This is a genomic window from Paenibacillus sp. MDMC362, from assembly GCF_003269305.1.
Taxonomy (GTDB): Bacteria; Bacillota; Bacilli; order Paenibacillales; family Paenibacillaceae; genus Paenibacillus_AQ.
The window spans coordinates 1-21,222 of sequence record NZ_QLYT01000084.1 but is presented as its reverse complement, the minus strand read 5'-3'; the positions used below and the strand labels follow the sequence as shown (position 1 = coordinate 21,222).

Annotated in this window: 12 protein-coding genes; all 12 read right to left on the bottom strand. The window is 41.9% G+C overall.

Translation table 11 applies throughout. From position 1 onward, the window contains the following. Window positions 1–98 precede the first annotated feature (98 nt). Entirely contained in the window at window positions 99–905 is an 807-nt protein-coding gene (locus tag DP091_RS29860; RefSeq protein WP_113061662.1) for a hypothetical protein, read from the bottom strand. A gap of 31 nt (window positions 906–936) precedes the next feature. Next, on the bottom strand, window positions 937–1,512 hold the full coding sequence (locus DP091_RS29855) for a papain-like cysteine protease family protein (protein ID WP_028404407.1): 576 nt from the start codon (window positions 1,510–1,512) through the stop codon (window positions 937–939). Window positions 1,513–2,181: 669 nt separating this feature from the next. Further along, on the bottom strand, window positions 2,182–3,420 hold the full coding sequence (locus DP091_RS29850; RefSeq protein WP_113061661.1) for a PDDEXK-like family protein: 1,239 nt from the start codon (window positions 3,418–3,420) through the stop codon (window positions 2,182–2,184). A gap of 439 nt (window positions 3,421–3,859) precedes the next feature. Continuing rightward, complete coding sequence (locus DP091_RS31540) at window positions 3,860–4,030, bottom strand: hypothetical protein (RefSeq protein WP_181469961.1); 171 nt, start codon at window positions 4,028–4,030, stop codon at window positions 3,860–3,862. A 168-nt stretch (window positions 4,031–4,198) separates the two neighbouring features. Then, window positions 4,199–10,063 carry a DUF3320 domain-containing protein gene (locus DP091_RS29845; RefSeq protein WP_181469960.1) on the bottom strand — a complete coding sequence of 1,955 codons (5,865 nt, stop codon included), beginning with the start codon at window positions 10,061–10,063 and terminating at the stop codon, window positions 4,199–4,201. 608 nt (window positions 10,064–10,671) lie between these two features. Continuing rightward, window positions 10,672–12,270 carry a type I restriction-modification system subunit M gene (locus DP091_RS29840; protein ID WP_113061659.1) on the bottom strand — a complete coding sequence of 533 codons (1,599 nt, stop codon included), beginning with the start codon at window positions 12,268–12,270 and terminating at the stop codon, window positions 10,672–10,674. Between the two features lie 36 nt (window positions 12,271–12,306). After that, window positions 12,307–12,924 (bottom strand): protein adenylyltransferase Fic, encoded by a 618-nt coding sequence (gene fic, locus DP091_RS29835; RefSeq protein WP_113061658.1) that lies wholly within the window; start codon window positions 12,922–12,924, stop codon window positions 12,307–12,309. A 15-nt stretch (window positions 12,925–12,939) separates the two neighbouring features. Then, window positions 12,940–14,202 (bottom strand): restriction endonuclease subunit S, encoded by a 1,263-nt coding sequence (locus DP091_RS29830; protein WP_113061657.1) that lies wholly within the window; start codon window positions 14,200–14,202, stop codon window positions 12,940–12,942. Window positions 14,203–14,345: 143 nt separating this feature from the next. Continuing rightward, the gene (locus DP091_RS29825) at window positions 14,346–17,555 is read right to left on the bottom strand and encodes a type I restriction endonuclease subunit R (RefSeq protein WP_113061656.1); all 3,210 of its coding nucleotides are present in this window, start codon (window positions 17,553–17,555) and stop codon (window positions 14,346–14,348) included. Beyond that, window positions 17,552–18,127 carry a restriction endonuclease subunit S gene (locus tag DP091_RS29820; RefSeq protein ID WP_113061655.1) on the bottom strand — a complete coding sequence of 192 codons (576 nt, stop codon included), beginning with the start codon at window positions 18,125–18,127 and terminating at the stop codon, window positions 17,552–17,554. Before DP091_RS29820 ends, DP091_RS29825 begins: the two co-directional genes overlap by 4 nt. A gap of 245 nt (window positions 18,128–18,372) precedes the next feature. After that, window positions 18,373–20,085: a DUF262 domain-containing protein gene (locus DP091_RS29815; protein ID WP_113061654.1), complete on the bottom strand. Its 1,713-nt coding sequence runs from the start codon at window positions 20,083–20,085 to the stop codon at window positions 18,373–18,375. Between the two features lie 569 nt (window positions 20,086–20,654). Next, window positions 20,655–20,933: a hypothetical protein gene (locus DP091_RS29810; RefSeq protein WP_113061653.1), complete on the bottom strand. Its 279-nt coding sequence runs from the start codon at window positions 20,931–20,933 to the stop codon at window positions 20,655–20,657. Between the last annotated feature and the right edge of the window lie 289 nt (window positions 20,934–21,222).

The window sequence follows — 21,222 nt, the reverse complement described above, 5'->3', positions numbered from 1 at the left end:
TTTGAGAAAGCTGCCTAATGAAATAACCATGTCTAACTTTTGGGGGTCACTTCAAATATAGGGCTTGTTATTTATGAAATTATTCTTGTTTAACATTCTTATTTCTTAATTGGCTTCTTCTTAAATAACAAGTAAACGATGAAAGTAAATACAGCTGCAACTAATAAACTAGTGACTGCGGTTAAGAAGTAGTTGTTTACACCGTTCGAAGCGTTAGATTCTAAAATCGGATAACCTCCAGTTCCATCTGCATCAGGATTTCCACCATGTGACTGGACTTGTTTTAGAAAGCTGATTGTTTTTTCGGAATCCCATAACTGATTATTGTCCATCCCACCCATCAATGCATTTTTTTCTGCCGGAACGTCTGGGATATTTACTTCTTTACCATTCAAGTTTGCTACTAGATACCTAATATTTCCGTCTTTAATTAAAACCGGATCAGTGTAATCACTGTTTGTAGAAAGTGTATTTGTCATTATGTCTAATGACTTAGCCAATCTAGATGCATCTCCTCCTGCAACCACTACTCTGAAACTATCTTCATACCTTTCGATGGTGAGAAAAGATTTGCCTAATCCATTTGACATGACAATAAATTCATATTGTCCAGTTGGTTTTGAAACATCGATTAAACTTGTAGAAACATTATTGAACTTACTAGCGTCAAACAAATGAACTTCAAAACCTGGTCCAAGCGTAACATTATTCACCTCATCTTTATCGGCATAGCCATATCCAACTGGATCTACGAGAATTAATTTCTTAAATTCCTCAAGCCCAGTTCCTTCTGCATACTTTTGAATATCTTCTGGAATATTTGTACTAGCATAAATGTTTTGTACTGAAATAAAACAGATAAATATACTAATCAAGAACACAGAAAAATATTTTACTTGTCTCATTTATTAGCTTCCTCCTTTTTTTGTAATGTAGTTAATTGTAATGCCAGAAATCCTTTAATCCCCATCTCCAGGTTCTGTCTGCACCTGATCCTCCATTAAATTTTGAGTATTCCATCGATGTTTTTACTCCATCCCAAGGGTCCAGATAGTTCATGTACCAAGTATAGGTAGGTGTATTGCTATAGCCGTAGATAGCAACGGCATGGCCATCTATCGCTGTCGGACTATTCCATTTCCAACTAACGTACACAGGACGTCCCCCATCGATTTGACTTTGAACTTGAGATACATTTAAATTCCCTGAATAATAGTTTGATGATACTCCATAGCTATGCATACCGCTCTGAGCTTCCGTCGTTGTAGCCGAAACATTAGCACAGGTACTAGTGGACTTCACTTTCTTTACGAAATCACACTGATAAACGTTTTTACTCGCCATAAACTTAAGGACACTAGAACTTACTGCCGCCCAGCACCAACTATCCTTTTCTTGTTTAGCAATTGGATATGAGGGGAGATCTCTGGAAGCAGCAAAAGTTTGTGTTATGAAACTTACAGTAAATATTAAGGAAAATATAGCGGTAAGAATAAATTTGCGGTGTCTCATTTTGATAAGCCTCCTTTAGTTTTTAATGATCGTTTTTTGCATTATATTCTTCAAGACCATGGACCCTATTTACATGATAAAGTTTATCCCCCCTCTATATGTCATAACATCAAGCCACGCATTACCCCTAACTAAGATCTAAGATGTTAAAAAATAACTTACTGAAGAAATTATCCGTATATTTTAATTAACGCCTTAAGATCAATAAATGTTTCCTCTTTTTCCTATTTTTTTATTCCTTCCCATAATTAAACAAACATTTAAAGGGAGGGCATATCTTTTTCTCAGTTAGATACGGGACTTTATTACGAGCGAGGTTTTCAGTAATATGACCATTATTATAGGTGGGAGGATGTAGGGAGTCACGGTTCTACGAAGGCCCTCGGAAAGGTAAGAAGTTTAACAAGACGAGCCCAGCCTAATCCCGTGTAGATCAGTCCTTCCTATATCAGTGAGCTGGAGAACAGTGAAAAGCGCCCTCTCTGCTAATGATTACGGCATTAGCAAGGGCGCTACAGTTAAGCCTTTGGCTCTATTTGAGGATTATGAGACTAGATGTTCGCCTCCAGTAGTCGGAGACTTCAACATTCCAACAAAATAGTGGTGAAAGTTCAGTTGATCTCCAAGTCATTAGCGGACTTTAGATCTCTGCTTGCTGGTATGGTGTATTTATATAGTATCGTCAGGGGTACCAAGCTGAAAGTTCTGTAGAAGCGAAACTAGATAGGTGTTAACTTCATTATACTTAAATACTTTCTCCAATAAATGTTTCATGCGATCCACAACATGATCAACATCTGACCAATCATTCACGTCAACGCTTTTGGAGCGAAGTCGTGTAAAAGTCCCATCCTTTTTTTTCAAGGCAGTAGACTTAATAGAGAATAGGTTATCTGGATCGTTATCATTTAAGTAATTTAGCAAAGCATGTCTTTTATTACCGTCTGCAATGGGTCCTACTTCCAGGATAAGGCGTAGTCTTGTTTCTTCAGCTGCAAAGAAATAAGTAATCGGCCTTGGCGACCTCCATTTATTCACTAGCCGAGGAAGTAACTGATCTAAAGATGAAGGGATAAACCAATACTGTGTATCACTAAGATATGAATCTGGATCTTCATGGTGGCCTATACAATCAAGTTCAGATCTCAATATTTCCGTCGCTTGATTAAGTGTTGATATGGAAGTGACTCCATACTTAATGATCGTTTCTATTGCTTCTCTATGGTGCTTATAAATCTCACGACAAAGTTTAATGAGTTGTTCATCTTGCATGGTTAGCACCTCCAAAGTTCTAGTATAGTAGCGAATAAAATCGTATACTTTTGTGTTCATATGATCTTTATTCAAAGTGAGAATTGAATTTAATATAGACAAAATATCACCATGACCTAAATGATAATATTCCGGATGTGGAGCCTCATCTCCATTTAGAGTTAAAAATAGCGGAATGATATTCTTGATCCCCGGGTAATTGTCCTTAATTAGATTTATGTACTTCTCCAGCTGGTGATGTGCTAAACCTGCATGTACTTTATTCTCAATAAACAGGATGAAATCGTTGCTTTTTGAAATGACAAGGATATCGATGTTTCTCCATTCACGCAAAACCTCTGCATCGAAAAAGCTGCTTAACAGTACATCCGATATCTGCAACTGGTGATTTTTGACTTCAATATCCCTGCATAGTACCTCAGCAATTAATTTTTTCAATACCATATCACTTAAAAAGTGGTTCTCTTGCGGACTTAAGAGCCATGCCAACATATTAGAATGTCTTATTTCAAATTGATCCACTTTCAGTACCTTAAGAGGATTAAACTCATTGATCTTGGCAGTTAGAAGCTCCAGTAAATGATTGTTCGTAACAAAACGGTTGATCTTATAGTAAAGTTCATCAGTCTCATTCATAGTTCTACCTCCTTAATTTATATCGCTAAAATGAAAATGATCCCCCTATCTCTCCTTGAAGTAGCTTCGTGACAAGTTATAACTTAAGCTTAGTCAATTACAGATTGCCACTCTATTATAGAATATCTATGTAACAAACCTTGTCATCGAATATGTGTTCTTGTTAAAATAAAAACAATGTCCCTCATAGGGAACATTGCAAAATAACACATAAGAAACTAAACCGCCTTGCTTTTTCACATTCGTCAACACTTTGTTGTTGAGAACATCACCTCTTAATCGTTTTCACAACATCAATCGACGATCCTCGTCAACATATACATCCATTCGCCAGAAATCGGTGAAACCCTTCTATAGAACCATTGCAGATTATTCTTTAACTTCACCACTATTGCTAATGACCTATTACTAATCCGATGACAACCAAATCTTTATTGGTTTAATCCTCTTTATGTGTATCGGGATCACAGCTTTCATCAGATTTTTGCTCCTCTTCCCTATACTTCTCCTTCATTTCATCATAAAACTCTGTTATTTTATCACTCGTTAAACCTAACTTCTCAATGACTTGTTTAATCTCCAAATTCATTGCACGGTTTCTTGGTTTCATGGGATTCCTCCATCACTAATTCCTCATTTATCCATAGTTTAAAGAATAGTAGTGACAATGGAATGCCAGCAAACGTAAGTTCGGAACCCAAAATCGGCATAAAAAAAGACTGCTCATTGAGCAGCCTTTGATTAGCCTTATGGTAACATAGAGAGTAACTTGGTTTAACTACTTCACAACCACCCGCTGGTTTTCATTTTCATAAGCGAAGCCAAGCTCAATAGCTCTTTGAATCCCCGATTTAATCGACTTCTCCAGGGCACTGCCGGATCTAGCGTATCCGAGCGCCTTAACCACTTGTTTCGTTAACTCATCATAAGGAAGACTAATTTGAGAAGACAGAATGGATTTCACGGCAACCGCTACTTCTTCCGGCGGTAAATCCTCGGCCATTCGCCGCTGAGCGTCATCTGTGGATACCCTGTAAATCCCATACTCGGATGGTTTTATTCCCTCTGGCCAGAAGAAAGTCATTCCGTTCACTTCCGTATGTTCAGGTTGTATCTTCATCAACAACTCTGTAAACCTCTGATCCAATCGTGCCCCAAGTCTCGTAATGCCCCATGCCTGTAAAATGCGTTTTGTAAGTAAACTCCGACTAATAGGTCCCTCTTCTTGAATGACCTTTCGGATTTGACCCAAAAGGAGCCCGGTCGATTCTGGGGAATGAAACCAATCCGCCCCTAAAGAAACAGCATCCAGAACGCAGACATGGTAAGGCTGCATCTCTTTCGGTTTCTGAGGCTGTACAGGTTGAACATGATGATCCTTGCTTACCGGAGGATTCTGTGAATGATCAAATGTCACTTGTTCATGAGTCACTGCTACTTCAGCTTGGGACTGAACCCGTAACTTCGTGACCTCTCTTCCTCGCTTAACAGCTTCCACAATACGGTCCATTACGCCTTCTCTATTATCCCACCAATCCGGACTCCACACCCTCAACAAATTCCAGCCAAGCTGCTTAAGGACTTCTTCCCGCAAAATATTTCGATCCCGTGCAGATTCTGCATTTTGATACATCGGTCCGTCAAGCAGAATCCCTAATGCATAATGATCGGACTCAGGGTCCAATACCGCTAAATCAATGCGATATCCCGATGCCCCGACATAGAGATCTGCTTGGTATCCCCGCTTTTTCAATTCAGCGGCCAGACTTCGGTGAACATGCGAAACCTGAAGCGCTTGAGATGACGCCTCGCTTGCAGGCAGGATCCGTTTTCCTTTTTCCGCATACTCAAGGAACGCTTTTAAGCCTAGTACACCTTCGCTGCTGATCCTGCTCGCATTCAGGTGATGGGCATGCAGTGTTGAGAATACCAGCATTTCGTACCTAGCTCTTGATACGGCAACATTTAACCGTCTCCAACCTCCCTGCCGGTTTAACGGTCCAAAATTCAGGCTGACCTTACCGTTTGCATCAGGCCCATATCCCACTGAGAACAAAATAACGTCCCGTTCATCCCCTTGAACATTCTCAAGGTTTTTGATGAATAGGGGTTCCGGCATTTGCATCATCAGCATTTCCACTTCCGGTTCTTGCTTCAGCACTTCTTCAAGCATATCCTCAATCAAGGTTTGCTGAATGGAGCTAAACGTGACGACCCCCAAGCTCTGTTGACGCAAGACCGGGTCCTTAATGCGGCGGATAATCTCAGCAACGACAGCCTCACCTTCGGCTCGATTCTGTTTCGTACGTCCCCGATCATAATATCCTTCAACAGGACACCATTTCACACTTGAAACGGGTTCATCAGGAGATGGGAAGGTCATTAACTTATTTTCGTAGTAATGAGCGTTACTGAAAGCGATCAGGCTTTCATGCCGACTGCGATAATGCCAGGTCAGATGTCGCTCCGGCATTCCAAGCGCCAAACAATCATCCAATATGCTCTCCATGTCTTGCAACGCCGGTTCCTCTTCCTCCGTTTCCTGACGGCTCTTCGAAAAGAAGCTCGTTGGTGGCAGCTGTTTCGGATCACCTACGATGACAGACTGTTGTCCCCGTGCCAATGCCCCAACCGCTTGTGCCGTTGGCACCTGAGAGGCTTCGTCAAATATTACCATATCGAATGGGGACCGTTCAGGATCGAGGTACTGTGCTACAGAAATCGGACTCATTAACATACAAGGGACTAATCGCGGGAGTAAATTCGGAATCTGTTCAAACAGCTTGCGAATGGACATATTTCTTCCCCCACTGCGAAGCGCACGCTGAAGGATTCCGGCCTCCGAGCTTTGCGATGCTTCCTGCGTCATTAGAGGGACTCTCGAAGAAAGCCTGGCCACAATTTCTTGTTGGGTTAGTCTCGTATATTCCTCGTCGGCTTCTTTGAAGCGAAGAAGGGTTTCTTCAAATACATTGCCGGAGAATGACACGAATTGCTCATCACGCGCAATGATGTAATTCGCTATTTTTTTATAAAGTCCACGTTCAAAAGCGTCCTTCAACTGGTCATTAGATAGACGCCCTTCTTCGTATGGAATGATAAGTGGGAGAAGTCCTTGCTCCTCCGCCTGCGATCGCACTCTTCGCCACGTACACCAATCTCTCAATACATCTAGATGAGATATCCATCCATTTGCTTTTTCCAGGAGATCATCGTGCCAGTCCAAATTCTGAGACTGATGTGCCATGCGCTCAAAGTCAATCTGCAATAGATCGCGGAGTTCCTTCTCCTGATTCTTCACTTGTTCATGACTACGGAGTACAGACTGTATCGATTGATTCAGCGCAGCATTCCCACGAAGCTCAACCATAAATTCCGCAATCTGTGTTCTTGCGTGATGGGCATCGGTAGTATTTTCATACCAAGCCGTTAACGCTGCATGCAATCGATTCAGCCACTCGCAAGTCTCCATGATGTCGTCCCACTTGCCTTCGTCATCCCAGATCAGCGAGGAACCAAGGAATGGAGCGGATTCGTCTCTTGCTCGACTTAACTTCTGTTCCTCTTCCTGCAGGGAAATGATATCCAGCAAGTGAGATCTGACATCCTGCTTGGCCATCCCTTGACCGGAAATCGCCATTTTCTTCAGCATATTAAAAATGCGATTCTGCCCGGCCCATTTCGGAAGGAACCATTTTAGCTCCAAACTATCCCAAGTAGATAACATCATTTGGGCATCTAAACGATGAGCCTCTGAAGTGAATAATTTGGAAACCTTACCTCTAATCTCGTCTCGGCGTTTGCCCTGAAGTGCTGCGGCCTTTAGCCTTTCGACCGATTCTTCGAGATTGATCTCTTGCATGAGGGCAGGTTTAATATCCGGTACACGGCTAGCCAGCTCACACAACTGTGCGAGTATGGAGATTTTGTCTTGAGTCATCGGAAGAGCTCCAAGCTTGAAATGCTTCAGCGCTTCATTCATCGCTTTCTGACGTCCCTCAAGCTCTACGATGTAGCTCTTTATTAATACTTCTGCGTTTGCCTTCAGCTCCTGTGTATAGGATGTAACCTCAGAGTCCGCCCAAGGATGCGTGCCCGGATTGCCAAGGGCAGCCCCGGCTGCGATTAATTGAGCAACCGTGTCATTCCATGCAACCAAGGTATCCGGGTTCAGTCCTTCAATCGCTGCGTCATTGAACGTAACGACATCCGGTGCTTCACCCGCCCTCTCATACTCCGATATCGCTTCAAATAAAGATAAGCCAAAAGCATGTTTTCGATGAAGGGCTTTTACATAACCGTTTAACGTCTCTCTCAACTGGAACAAGCGATCTGCTTGTCTTTTCCACGACTCGCCAGACTGTATCCGCTGCACATCAATCGCATTGCTTAATTGGTCAAGGACTGCTCGCTTTGTGCTTTTGTTGGAGTGAAGTTCCAGGCAAAAAGGGCCCAAACCGATTTGTTCTAATCTTCGCTGAACAACGGACAGTGCAGCCATCTTCTCCGCTACGAACAGCACTTTCTTCCCATTGGCCAGAGCACTAGCAATCATATTCGTAATGGTCTGGGACTTCCCGGTTCCTGGAGGACCGTGCAGCACAAAGCTTTGCCCCTTAAGCGCCGCGCGAATGGCCGATAATTGTGAAGAATCCGCACTGACCGGAATCAACGAATGAGCCGGATGCTCTTCATCGAGCAGCTCGGGCTTCACTTCCACAGATTCCCGTAGCTGTAATTGCCCCTGAATAAGACTTGCCACCACTTGATTCTCTGCCAATTGATCAGCTCTCGTGCGAATGTCATTCCACATTACAAATTGCCCGAAAGAAAACAATCCGAGATTAGCCGTTTCCTCGATGTCCCAACGGGATACTTGAATTAATGCATGTCGAATAACGTTAAAGATCTGTTTCAAGGCAATGCCTTTCTCATCCCTCGGAAGCGGATCCAGGCCATCAATGCCGATACCGTAATCCTGCCTTAGCATCTCCAGCAGTGTAATATTAATCTGCGGTTCTTCATCCCTCGCCCGAATGACATATCCTTGTCGTGAAGATTTTCGTAAAATATCGACAGGAATCAGCACAATCGGCGCATATCGAGGAAGTTCGCTAACCGGTGATTCATACCATTTCAAGAGACCCAAAGCAAGAAAAAGCGTGTTAGCCCCATTCTCCTCCAATGAAGTTCGGGCAGACCGATAAATATGTACAATTCTTTTCTCTAGGTCTTGAGCATTCAAATCGGCTCTCAGTCGTCTCCGGACGAATTCCTCCTGCAACAATTTAACGAGTGGGTGATTGGCATTCACACTTTGATACAAGCTGGCGTTTCGCCCGTTATCCTCCCAGTCACTGGGCCTAGCCAACAGTTGAAATTCATCGCCGTCAGCCAGCGCATCTTCTAAATCTCCCAACTGGGCAGAAATGACCGGAATGCTCGACTTGGTTAAGCGAAAATTGAGCAGTGAATTACGAAGCGTCAAATCTAGCAGCTTACGTTCCCATTGCTTTTGCCGCGTTGTAGGCTGCAACGAATCAACTTCCAATGGTTTTTCCAGCACTTCCAGAAGTTCCGGAGCAGCACTTTCATGGTTCTTCGTCTCACGAGTCTCCTCAATGACCCATCCATTTGTCGCCTTCGTACGCAGTGGTAACGGTCGTATGGCTGCTGCGCGTGCTCTTCGAATATCGACCAAGCCATCGAATGAATCGGGATCTCTCAGATGCTCCTCGGCTAGCATAGCCGCTTGATCAAATGGAATACGATCCCCCTTCACCATAGCCGTAGACTCCACAACACAGATTTCATTTATTCCCATTGCGAGCCTTTTCGTTAATAACGATATATCATCTTGAACCGTCTCCGAGAACGTCTCCTCTACAAGCCAGACTCCGGCAAATGCATGCCCCTTCGTGAAAATGATCATGGGATGTAGACCCACCGCCTCCATACAAGCAGCATATAACATGGAAAGATCCAGACAATTCCCCAGGCCATGCGTAAAGATGGTCTCAGGAAGACGAATACGCTGACCGATCAACTCAAAACTAGGAGGAGCTACACAGTAGGAAATCTCGCGATTCTGCAAAGCCGAGTAGATCGCAGCGGCCTGCATACGTACCCGGTTGGGATCCTTACTCTGATATGCTGTAAACGAAGGGCTTCCCGACCATTGCTCCAGAATGGTGCCCGCTTCCCGTATAATCTCGGCCACATGATGATTATTAGGCGTGACAAAAGCAGCGGTCATCTCAGGCAATACGGCAAGCCCACTCCATTCATCAAAGGCAAGGACGGAAATCGAGCCGCGCTGCTTGAACAATTCGGTGTCATTCTGCCATACCGTCAATGTCAATGTACCTGATATGCGTTCCGACAAATCCCCCAAAAATGAGGTCGACATATGTAAATCAATCGTACCCATGTCCAAGGATTGCCCTGCTGGAAGGATGTCAAAATCCTTCTTCCATTCATATGCAAATTGCGGCTCGGATTCTAGCTTCACCGTGATTCCCTTGATATCTTCACCCGTTGTATTCGTTAAGATGATGCTCTTCATAACAGGAACATGGTTCTGCTGCATAGCGTAGTTCACGGTTTCGCTGTACAACCATTCGCATGATATTCTGCTCTCCACTTCCATATCCTCCTATAATTCTTGTTTCTCAGTCCTGTAGACCTACAGCGATTGCCAATTAGTTCTATAATAACACTAAATAATGGGTGTATCTGCTTTATTCGACATGAAAATACGAGAAAATAAAAGATGATTCGTAAAAGACGAATCATCTTGGAACGCTGGAAGTTTATTTGTATCCCTGCCTATTTATTGGCGATGTTTTTTAAAAAAATCTAAGCGAGTCAATCTAATGCAAAAAAGCTATTGGCTGATATTGCAGTTGATTATCGAAGTGGTTATAAAAGCAACAATCGATGCGAATAGTTAATATCAGTAAGTTAAATTCAATTGCAGATTATAAGCCTTCGTGAATGGCGATAGTCAGGGACAAGAACAGGTCTCATATAGATAGTCGCTAATTTAGCGGCTTTTTGTTTTATCGGTACAAGTTCTTATGACTTACCATCGCTTCTGCGACTTTTTTCCCTAAAGTATCACTGTCTAATTCGTTGGAAACACCATGATGGATAGAAATGGAGAGGAGCTGTAACGAGTCGTATCCTCGTTCTTTCCTCTCTGTGTATATTTCCTCCAACCTAATATCCTTGACTCTTTTTCGTCAATTCCTACACAGTTACACCCAAAATTCTCAACTGTTCATTGATCTTAGCCTCAAGATCAGCAATTTCTTGCTTGTCTTGCTCTAATTGCTTAATCACTTCATCAAGATCGATGGTTTGCTCTTCTGCAGACGTATCTACGTAGCGAGGAATATTTAAGTTGAACTCGTTTTCTTTAATTTCCTCAAGCGATGCCACATGAGCGTATTTATCAACATCTACACGATTTCGATACGTTTCAATAATCTTATTGATGTTGTTATCCGTAAGTTTATTTTGATTTTTGCCTTTTTCAAATTCATTGCTTGCATCGATAAACAGGATGTCTTTGGTTTTACGGTTTTTCTTGAATACCAGAATCGTAGTCGGGATACTTACGCCATAAAACAAGTTGGCAGGCAACCCTATAACTGTATCAAGGTAGTTTTTTTCAATAATGGTTTGGCGAATCACACCTTCTGCTGCACCACGGAACAAGACACCATGCGGTAATACAATCGCCATGGTTCCCGTATCATTTAGATGATACAAGCTGTGTAAAATGAAAGCATAATCCGCCTTGGTTTTTGGAGCGAGCTTACCGTATTCACTAAAACGTGGATCTTTCAATTTTGTTTCGCTATTGTCCCAATGAGCAGAATAAGGGGGATTCGCAACCACAGCGTCAAAAGAGCGCGGGCGGTCGATTCCCTTTTCATCCGGTCCGTCAGGCCAATCGCTTTCAAGCGTGTCCGCATTAGACAGCGTCATGTTGTTAAATGAAACGCCATGCATCATCAGGTTCATGCGAGCCAAGTTGTAGGTTGTCGTATTCTTTTCCTGACCAAAGAATTTAATCGCCCCTGGCTTATCTCCACCAGGCAGCTCCCCTTGAACGGTTAACAGCAAGGATCCAGATCCACAAGTCGGGTCATACACTGCAAAAGTCTTGTCCGATTCTTCCACACCATCCGTGACTATTTTAGCCAGAATTTTAGAAACTTCATGAGGTGTGTAGAATTCTCCACCTTTTTTACCTGCGCTTGCTGCAAATTGACCAATTAGATATTCATAGATCGCGCCAAGAATATCTTGGCCATCTTCACCTTTGTAATCAATACCATCAACCAACTTTACGATCCGGTTCAGTGATTTCGCACGTTCATTTGTAGAAGAACCAAGACGGGAGTCTCCAAGGTTGATGTCGTTAAACACGCCACGAAAATCATTCACAGCTTCTTTGTTTAATTCAGCATTCTTGTTGAAGTTGTCAAACATCGTTTGATAATCACTTGGGATCACCATACTGTTGTCAATTTTGTCAACTAAGGATGCCCATGTATCAAGCGGTGCAATGGCATAACCCAAACTTGAGGAGATATCCTCCAAGTAATCCTTCAAATCGTCACCCTTCGCTTGATCTAAATAGGCCTGATTGATCGACTCGCCTTCGGCAACATCAAGAATATTATTTTCAACTAAATATCGTTCCTGATGCTCGGACAGATAACGATAGAACATAAAGGCTAAAATGTAGTTCTTGTATTCTGCAGCATCCATGCTTCCACGAAGCTCGTTTGCCATCGCCCATAGTTTTGTTGTAATGGTTTGTAGTTTATTACTCATAATGTTGTTATCCTCCTAGATATACAATCGTTGCATTTAGTGCTCGTTTTTGAGGTTTTCCGTTTTATATACGTTGTACCCCTCATAAAGATAGCTTGCGTCAATACCCTTCATATAAACTTCACGGTCATTGATCTTATCCGTAAGCGCTGCTTTAAGAAGCAGCTTGATTTCAACGTCCTTAACGGGGCTTCTTTCCATGGCAAGCATATAATCTTCTTTATCAACCTTGCTCCAATCGACAACTTGCCTCAGTTCCTTTTTTAATATCGTATCAAGCCATATCCGCATGCTTCTTCCGTTACCTTCTCTGAAGGGGTGAGCCACATTCATCTCAACATATTTTTCTATGATTTCGTCAAAGGTGGATTGCGGCATTTTTGCAATATTATCAAGTGCTGCTTCAAGGTACATAACGGGTACGAAACGAAAACCGCCCTTTGCAATATTTACATCACGTACTTTTCCGGCAAAGTCATAAATGTCTTCGAACAGAAACTTGTGAATCTCGGATAATGACTTAAATGTTCCGACCTCAAATGTATCTAACAAACCCGTTTCAAACATTTCAAGAGCTTTTTGCTTGCTGACTTTTTCCTCCACACGAGCAAGTTCCGAAGAATCGGTAATTCCTAGCTTATTTTCTAAAGCCATAACTTAATCCTCCTATCAAACAAACATTTGTTGTAGAAGAGCTTTCTTCTGTTCTTGCAAGTGTTCCAGCTTACGCTGATGAAGGGTGATGAGGCGGTCGAGTTGAGCGAAAAAGGTACCAACTTCCACTTGTTCTTCCTCACTAGGTAGTGAAATTTCAAGATTCCCAACCTGCTCAAGAGACAAATTCGGTTGTGCTCCGATTGTAGGGTTCTTCCTAATATAATCTGATACTGCCTTTCCCTTCAGATATGTTTTGACATAATCTAAGTATCCGGTTTTTAATCTGATTATTGCTAATGCTTGATTTGTATTTGCAGGCAAAATATCCGATTTTACGGATGTTACACGTCCTAAAGTACCTGCAATGGAAAACAAAATATCATCTTCTTGTAACTGTGAGCGTCTCAAATATCCTTCGTGTTCAATAATGGAAATCTTCTGTGAAGCTGTAATTTCGCCAGAAGTTGAATCAATATTTTCAATCTTAACAAAATTGATTGTTCCGTTTCCAGACTTGTCCAGTGGAGTGGTACCCTTAGTTATAAGGGAAGTAATCTCCCCCAACCTACTCTGTTCCCAAGCGTCAGTAAATCCAGGGAAACGAACTTCAGGAAAATCTTCTCCATCTTTAGGAAACATTTTTTGAAGCAATCCAGCTTTTAAATTTTTCACGTTACTTAACTTACGCTGATGAAGGGTGATGAGGGTGTCGAGATACTTAAAAAAAGTTCCTATTATAGTTTGTTCTTCAACTTGAGTTGGGACATAGGCAGTTAATTTAGCAAACTCTTTCATACCGATTCCCTTTGCTGTTCCACCTGAGGCATTTGAATTTAGACTCTCTTGAACAAGAGGACTTCTCAATAGTTGCGCCAAGAAATCATTGTTGGTTTTTCTACTGTTAGTCTTAAATGCAACTGCACGTTGATTAAGGATATATCCCTCATCGTCTGGTACTTGTGCAACATTTCCAAGTGGTGCTTCAGTAGTAAAAAGTACGTCACCTTTATCTAACCTTCGTTCTCCCATCCATTTCTCAAAAAGTTCTTGGTCACCGTATTTGGCTTCAACAGCCTTATCAATATAACCATCTTTAATATTCAATGCAGAAAGAACTAAATATCCTTTGTTGCCCCATTCCATTCCAAATTTAGTAGGGCTTTTCCCGCGATAATCTAGAACTTCTTCTACATTATCTAAAATCTTACGCTGTTCCCAAGCATCAGTGAACCCAGGAAATCTTATTTTAGGTACATTTTCTTTCAATTCGCTCATTTTTGCTCTCCTTGTATGCCCTTAATTTAAAGCCCTTTTTGGTGTGTCCTTTGTGGTATATGCAATTTCTGCACTAACCACTTTTTCTATGGATAGAATGGCAGTTTCTAAATTGGAGATAACCACAGCCTGCCTCGCCCCCTTTATCTCTCCGCCAATTCATCCGCCAGTTTGTAAATCGCATCGCGCAAACCATTCCGATATTTCATTTTAGGCAAGGATTGCACTTCTTCGTCAAGCGCAAGTGTCATGTAGTTAGAGCTTGCTTGAGCGATGATGTCACGGATCTGACCGGTATCATCTAAATCTTGCATACCGTAGCGATGGCGGCTGAACAACTCACGCATCCCGGCACTTGTGATAATCTCCGTGATTCCCCACTTCACACGGAAGTCAAGGAACATGCGATCCAGGCTAACATTGTTTGCCTGCTGGATGATCTGTTCGCTGTCACTTAGTTTCACAGGATACTTGAAGTCAGAGCCTGCAGGGGGAAAGTGGCCTTTGACAATGGCATCGGCCGCATTCATAATCTTGGTCGCATAACTGCGATCATCCAATCCATTCGCAAATTGGTTGATTTTCTCCTGCGTTTCTTTAGCTTCTTCCTTCTTACCTTCGTGAACCTGATTCAGTAATTGTTCTACGAGTTCCGTAAGATAATCATAGTCCACTTTAACATCCTTCACGTGGGTCATCCGCAGTTCGATTTGGTAAAGAGGGATCTTCTTCTCTTTAGCAATATGTGACTTCAATTCATTGGTTAAGACGGTGGTCAACATCACTTCTTGCTCGGAAGTCATCCCTAACTTCTCTAGTAACTCATCTGGATCGTCATAGTTAAATCCAACTTTTTCGCCATCCACTTCTTCAGGATCATATTGCTTTAATTTGGCCATGCCCCTGTTGTATTCCCGGAGCAAATCAAGCATATCGTCCTTCTGTTTCTCAGAAGGCGGTAACTGTTGAAACTCCTTCGTCATGCTGCTTAATTTTTCAACAACCTGTTTCACTTCGTTAAACACATCTTCAAACGGTTTGGCAATGATTCCGTCTTTTTCATTAGAATCGCGTTGTTCATTATCAGATAAAATAGCTGAATTTTTATTGGCATAAACAGCGAGCGCTTTATTCATCAACTTCTCGTTGTGCGCAGGCCAGCGGTAATTGACCACACGGCCCCATGGTTTCTCTTGCATATCCGCAATCCGGTTCGTTCGTGAATAAGCCTGGATTAACAAGGCACCCTTCAAGGTTCGATCCACATAAAGCGTGTTCAGCTCAGGCGCATCAAATCCTGTTAATAATTGATCCACCACGATCACCAAATCGAGGAACTTACCATCGGATGCGGATTTATTCAAGCGTGAAGTCACGTCCTGAGTGTAGCCCGAAACATCATCCATCCCGAAAGCTGTACCAAATTCAGCATTATAAGCTTGGATGGCCTCATACAAACCTTGATTTGTTGCAAGCATACTTTCATTATTCGATGAATTTTGACTGAACGTCACGGCAACTTTTAGAGTCTGTCCGCCGTTCATCTTATTCTCTTCATTAACACGTTGAAACTCCTTAAAATACATCATCGCCATTGGCGTGCTCGCCTTCCCGCCGCCCACATGCGTCGTAAACAAAGCATTGTACTTGCCTTCATTAGAACGGTTGCGCCAATGTTTGAAAATATCCTCCACGACCAGCTTGACATGATCCGGATTTTCATCATAGAAGCTGGGTTCAACCGCATCATCCATATCTTCCTGGGAGAGATGGTTGATTTTCTGTTGAATTTGCTCATCCGTCCATTTTGGATAACGTTCACGGTAAAATGCAGGAAGATATACTTCTTTCATCTGTTGTTCGTCAATCGTTGTCTCAAAATCAACCTTGAAGCCTAAAACATTCCGGTCCGCAATCGCCTCACGAATGGTATATGCATGTAATAACGGGCCAAAAATATCTTCCGTTCGAAGCCCCGTCGTTGTCTCATCAAACATTGGCGTTCCGGTATAACCCACCCAGGCCGATCTCTTAAAGGCTTTCTGGATATTTTTGAAGGAGTCGCCGCCTGTGGAACGATGTGCTTCATCCACGATAAACACGATATTCTTGTCCGGAGCTTGAAAAGATTTACGTTTCACTAACGTATCCAGCTTTTGAACGGACGTCACAATGATGCCGTTGTCTTTACTTTTCAGCTTACGACTCAAATCGGTTGTGTTATTGGTGTCTTGAACGCTCCCAAATGTGTCTTCTGCCGCATCCGGGTCATAGGCTCTATAATTCTCATTCGTTTGCTTGGTCAAGGCAATTCGATCCACCACAAAGACAACCTTATCTACTTTTGGCATACGGCTTGCAAGCCAGGCCGTCTTGAAGCTTGTAATCGTTTTACCAGATCCGGTGGTATGCCATATGTAGCCGATTTTATTTATCCCGTATTCAAAATCAGTACGTTTCAATCTCTCGATCACATTTTGTGTCGCATACACCTGATAAGGGCGCATCACCTTCAAGGTTTGCTTGTTCTTTGTTCCGTCCAGAATCATGTAGTTGGTTGCCATTTGATGCGCCATGGGGATGGAAAGCATGGAATCCGCAAATTCCTTCCAGCTGCGTACGATCGTATTGTCACTCTTGCGCTGCCAGTTAAACGCAAAGTCTTTATTAAATTTATCTGGCGTCGTATTGGCCATGTACTTCACATTGTTTGGCGTGATCGCCACCAAAATCTGCAAGGTTGAGAAAATATCACGATACTGCTGTTCATCCGCATATTGTTTCATTTGATTGAGAGCTTCATTGACATCACGCGTGTCCGTTTTTTCCTCAATTTGAATGATTGGCAGTCCATTAATCAGAAGCGTCGTGTCAAACCGCCTATTGAGTTTCCCCGTGATCACGGCTGGACGTTCAATTTGATTGACCACTTGATAAACGGTATCTCCAGCACCGATTTGTTTTTGATCAAAAACATTAAGGAATACATGACGGCCGTCATCCAAATCAATCTCGATTTGAGATACTCCGTTAAGACCGTACAGAAACTGCCCTGCTTCATAAGGGGTCTTAATATCCGAGATGATCTTCTTCACTTGATTGAACTCCACAACACTTAGAGGATGTTCCAAGGTGTTCTGATTGTGTTGTTCCAGGATGGCCTTGAAGTTATCCCAGAGCTGTTCCGTAGTCTTAATATGCGGTTCATATTTCCACAGTTTAGTTTTCACTATGTAATCAACATTTGATTCTTTGGCAACAAAGCTGCCTATTCCTTCAAGATGTTCTTGTTTGGTAATTGTGCCACTTGTAAGGTATTGAATTAACTCAGTTTCAAATTGATTCTCGGTCATTTATGGATTGCCTCCCTAAGCTTTTCTAATAATATTTGAATTTCCAAATTTGCCGCTCTTTTTTTTAACGCTTCTAGTCTCAGTTGGTAGAAATAAATATCACCGATTATCCGCTGTCTATCTATTGGTGGCAAATCGGGTAACTCAAGTTCTTTCACTTGTTTCAGCGTATATTTTAGAACTTGAGAACCTTGCAATTCCTTTTGAAACTGTTTCTTGATGAATGGATCTTCATTAAGCAAGAAGGCAAGATATTTTGAATCAACCTTGTCACCCGCCACTAACTTGACGTAGTTTTGTGTGTAGAGATACCCCCGATGCTTCACACCAACGATAGCAGACTTTCCCGATATCAAACTGAAAACAACATCACCTTGACATAGTGTATTGACCTTATCAAAAGTTCGCACTTGTTTGCCGTCACTACCATTAGAATCCATATCAATCAAATCTGCTTCAAGATCGGATTGACCATAATAGGTATACTGTGGCGCCGAAATATCAGATGTTTCTATAATTCTAAATTGTGGCGAACCACTTACAAACTCTACCATATCCTTTAATTTATTCATATGAATTCGTGCCTTTCTTAAATTAATTTTTTCTTGATGTTTCCATTCTATCTGATTGATATTGAAAAGGCAATATTTATTTTTTAATTTTTACAAATTACATTTTGCGTATGGGAGGTTGTGCTCAATTCTAACCAAAAAAGTTGTCTGCCCAGTAAAGAGCAAACAACTTTATTTTGACTAACAACGACATATAACCTTCGCTAGGACTGATGTCCCTTTCCCTACCCATGCCTAAGCTGAATCTAGATGCCCCAAGTTTCAAGTGCTTTATTCGCTAGGTAAGTTGCTCGATCCTGAATTGCATTTTCATCCCAAGCATCCGCATTAAGATAAGTTGAGAAGGTTTCGATTCCTTCCGCATATTTTCTTAGTCCGCCTTTATCACCCTTACCGTTTTTCTTTGTCGCCCAGTCAGAGTCACGGATGGAGGCGTTCAATGCTTGAGTGATAATCGTAAGATTCCCAAGCGTGAGTAATTTTCTGTCACGGAAGTCTGCGGCCGCTTTATCCCCTGTAAAAAACCAGTTATTACGCCATTTCTTAGGCATTATATGCTCAAGGCTATATTTGCTGATGCCGAGCAACTGTGTGGAGTGGCGGCGGCGATCACGGATTTTAGATTCTATTAAGTAAAGAACTCCTGCCGCATACTTGTTCGTCAACAACGACTCGTTGAAGGCCGTCTTGATATTATCGTCGGTAGGCATACGGTTAATTTTGTCATCCTGACTACTAAGGTAGCTAATAAACTCATCTTTTGAGAATACGCGATTCAGTATTAAGCGATCAGAGAATAGCTGGTTATAATTTTTCGTAGTCTCCCTCGTTACTAGTCGTCGCATTATATATGATTCTAGGTAACTATACAGATCGTTCCGCACCGTTATATTAGGCACGTTACGTTCAACGAACAAAACATAAGGAATTAGAGTGGCGGTGTCCAAAGCAAAGATAATTGCATTGAGACGTTCGATTCCCGCTGCTGATGATAGTTCATTATCAATAATATCTGCGTTAATCGCTTTTTTGAAGACAGCTGCATATTCACGGATTTCCTCAAGAACAGAAAGCTTGTCACCTCCGCAGTATTCCTTAATGAAACGTTTATAGGAATCGAACAGTTTATCTACTTTCGAGAACGCCAATTTGTCATCAGTATTAACTTTAAACGTGGGGTCTTGTATTTTTATTTGGAGAAATGAGAAGAAAAACAGATCGGTAAATGTCCTCTTCAGCCTACCGGTTGTAACCTCTCTATCCCAATATTCCTTAGTTTCATCGTCTTTCTCAAAAACATTAAGCCAGTACTTCTCGTATTCCGCAATATCGTTTCGGCCAAAGAAGTAATTCTTCAATAGTTCAGCTGTAGTCAGACGAACCCCGAGCGAGTTGATAGTATCAAAAATCTGCTGCTCATCTTCATCAGAAACAAGATCAATGCCGACAAACAAAATAGCATGGCATACTATATCGAAATCTATCTTGCTCGGGTCTAGGTTGTCCGCAAAGTATTGATACGCAAGGGAGATGTTGTCTTTACGGTTAGTTGTCTGAATACTATTCAAATCCATAATCGTGTTATACGCCTCAATATCGTTGTGATTGTGTTTTAGGACATTGCTTTCATCATCAAGTCGAAAACGTTTGTCGAACTTCTTTAAGCTGTTGTTCTTAAGGCACAGCACTTTAAGCAGAATACTCAACGTAGTGAGCCTCTGCTGACCGTCGATTACAGTACGAACATCCCCAACAGTGCTTGATGTGTCAGTAAGTTGTTGCTTCAGTATCACCGACCCCATAAAGTACGGTGTTCTTGTCCGGCTTACGTTCTCAACGTCTTCGAGCAGACGTTCCCACTGGGTTTCCCCCCATACATAAGCACGTTGAAAGAACGGAATCTCAAGTATTCGACTTCCGTTGAAAATTTCGTTGATTGTACGTTTTCCTGCATCCATTACAAAATCCCCCAGTTTAACATATGTATCCTCATCAAACGAAAAATCAGTCGTTGTGAGCTTTGTGGACAATTTTCAATCATTTCGACTTCTATTGACTACTTTCCTGCTTAAATCGTGAAACACATAAAAATCGCTTCTTCGCTGTGAAGAATGATTAGCAACATATATTTTTGTGTGAAGTACTATGTCTGCCATCCTACAAACATTCTTACTCAGTGGTTTACCTGACCCACAAGCTATACATCCTCCTCCCAGGGATCGCCATAACATCCCCCGATGGCAGTGGAGTCAATCAGTCCCATTGATAGTAGAACTCCTCATCAGAATCATTCAGTTCATTCTGGGTGTTCCATTACTTTCTTCCAGATTCTCTTCATCAAAAATGAATATAACTTTTTCTCACAATTTGTCCCTCCTAAAAATAGAAAAAACATGCTTCGCTCAGAAACGTGTTTATTGAGAAATTCTCAATAGGCTGTAGATTCTAGCAAACTACAGCCTTACCTCACAACAAACAATCTACTTTCAGATTCAGATATTCGATTTCTCGGCAGTGATTTTACGTTTTATTTCTCAAGATTTTCCTTTAACTTTATTTTGTTAACCTTTATATCTCCAGGAACGTATTGATCGCCTTCTGCAGAACTCTCGACTTCCGCACTGACAATATCACCTACATTGTAAATTTCTATGTTTTTAACGGGCAGCCAGTATCCGTCTACGTAAATTTGTGAAGATTGTTCATTAATCTCTTCTACAGGACCCTCGACATGAAAGGTATTCTGTTCCCCGGCGCAGCCAACAAGAGCCAAAAATAAAAATAATATCATTACAAATCGATTCATATTGTATCGTCTTCTCCTTTGGTTATAGCAAGAAGAATACAGCACCTAAAGCTGCTCCTGCATACAGCGGCAATTTACTATCCGTAAAATATGTCCATGCTGCCCCTGCTAAAACAACACTGCCCCCAAGTTAACCCTGAGCTTGATTCCTTATCCTATCTTGAAACTATATTCGTATCATACCAAAGAATCGTTCGAACAAAGACTACTCTTTTCCCTGAAAACGGAAATACAACGAATGCCCAATTTATTTTCACAAAATCTGAACCCCACCTTCCCCCTACTCCCC

What these genes read in the sequence shown, in the direction of transcription:
- DP091_RS29825 (WP_113061656.1), bottom strand. Translation starts at nt 17,555, where the DNA reads ATGACCGAGAATCAATTTGAAACTGAGTTAATTCAATACCTTACAAGT.
- DP091_RS29855 (WP_028404407.1), bottom strand. Translation starts at nt 1,512, where the DNA reads ATGAGACACCGCAAATTTATTCTTACCGCTATATTTTCCTTAATATTT.
- DP091_RS29830 (WP_113061657.1), bottom strand. Translation starts at nt 14,202, where the DNA reads ATGAGCGAATTGAAAGAAAATGTACCTAAAATAAGATTTCCTGGGTTC.
- DP091_RS29840 (WP_113061659.1), bottom strand. Translation starts at nt 12,270, where the DNA reads ATGAGTAATAAACTACAAACCATTACAACAAAACTATGGGCGATGGCA.
- DP091_RS29850 (WP_113061661.1), bottom strand. Translation starts at nt 3,420, where the DNA reads ATGAATGAGACTGATGAACTTTACTATAAGATCAACCGTTTTGTTACG.
- DP091_RS29810 (WP_113061653.1), bottom strand. Translation starts at nt 20,933, where the DNA reads ATGAATCGATTTGTAATGATATTATTTTTATTTTTGGCTCTTGTTGGC.
- DP091_RS29815 (WP_113061654.1), bottom strand. Translation starts at nt 20,085, where the DNA reads ATGGATGCAGGAAAACGTACAATCAACGAAATTTTCAACGGAAGTCGA.
- fic (WP_113061658.1), bottom strand. Translation starts at nt 12,924, where the DNA reads ATGGCTTTAGAAAATAAGCTAGGAATTACCGATTCTTCGGAACTTGCT.
- DP091_RS29860 (WP_113061662.1), bottom strand. Translation starts at nt 905, where the DNA reads ATGAGACAAGTAAAATATTTTTCTGTGTTCTTGATTAGTATATTTATC.
- DP091_RS29820 (WP_113061655.1), bottom strand. Translation starts at nt 18,127, where the DNA reads ATGAATAAATTAAAGGATATGGTAGAGTTTGTAAGTGGTTCGCCACAA.
- DP091_RS31540 (WP_181469961.1), bottom strand. Translation starts at nt 4,030, where the DNA reads ATGAAACCAAGAAACCGTGCAATGAATTTGGAGATTAAACAAGTCATT.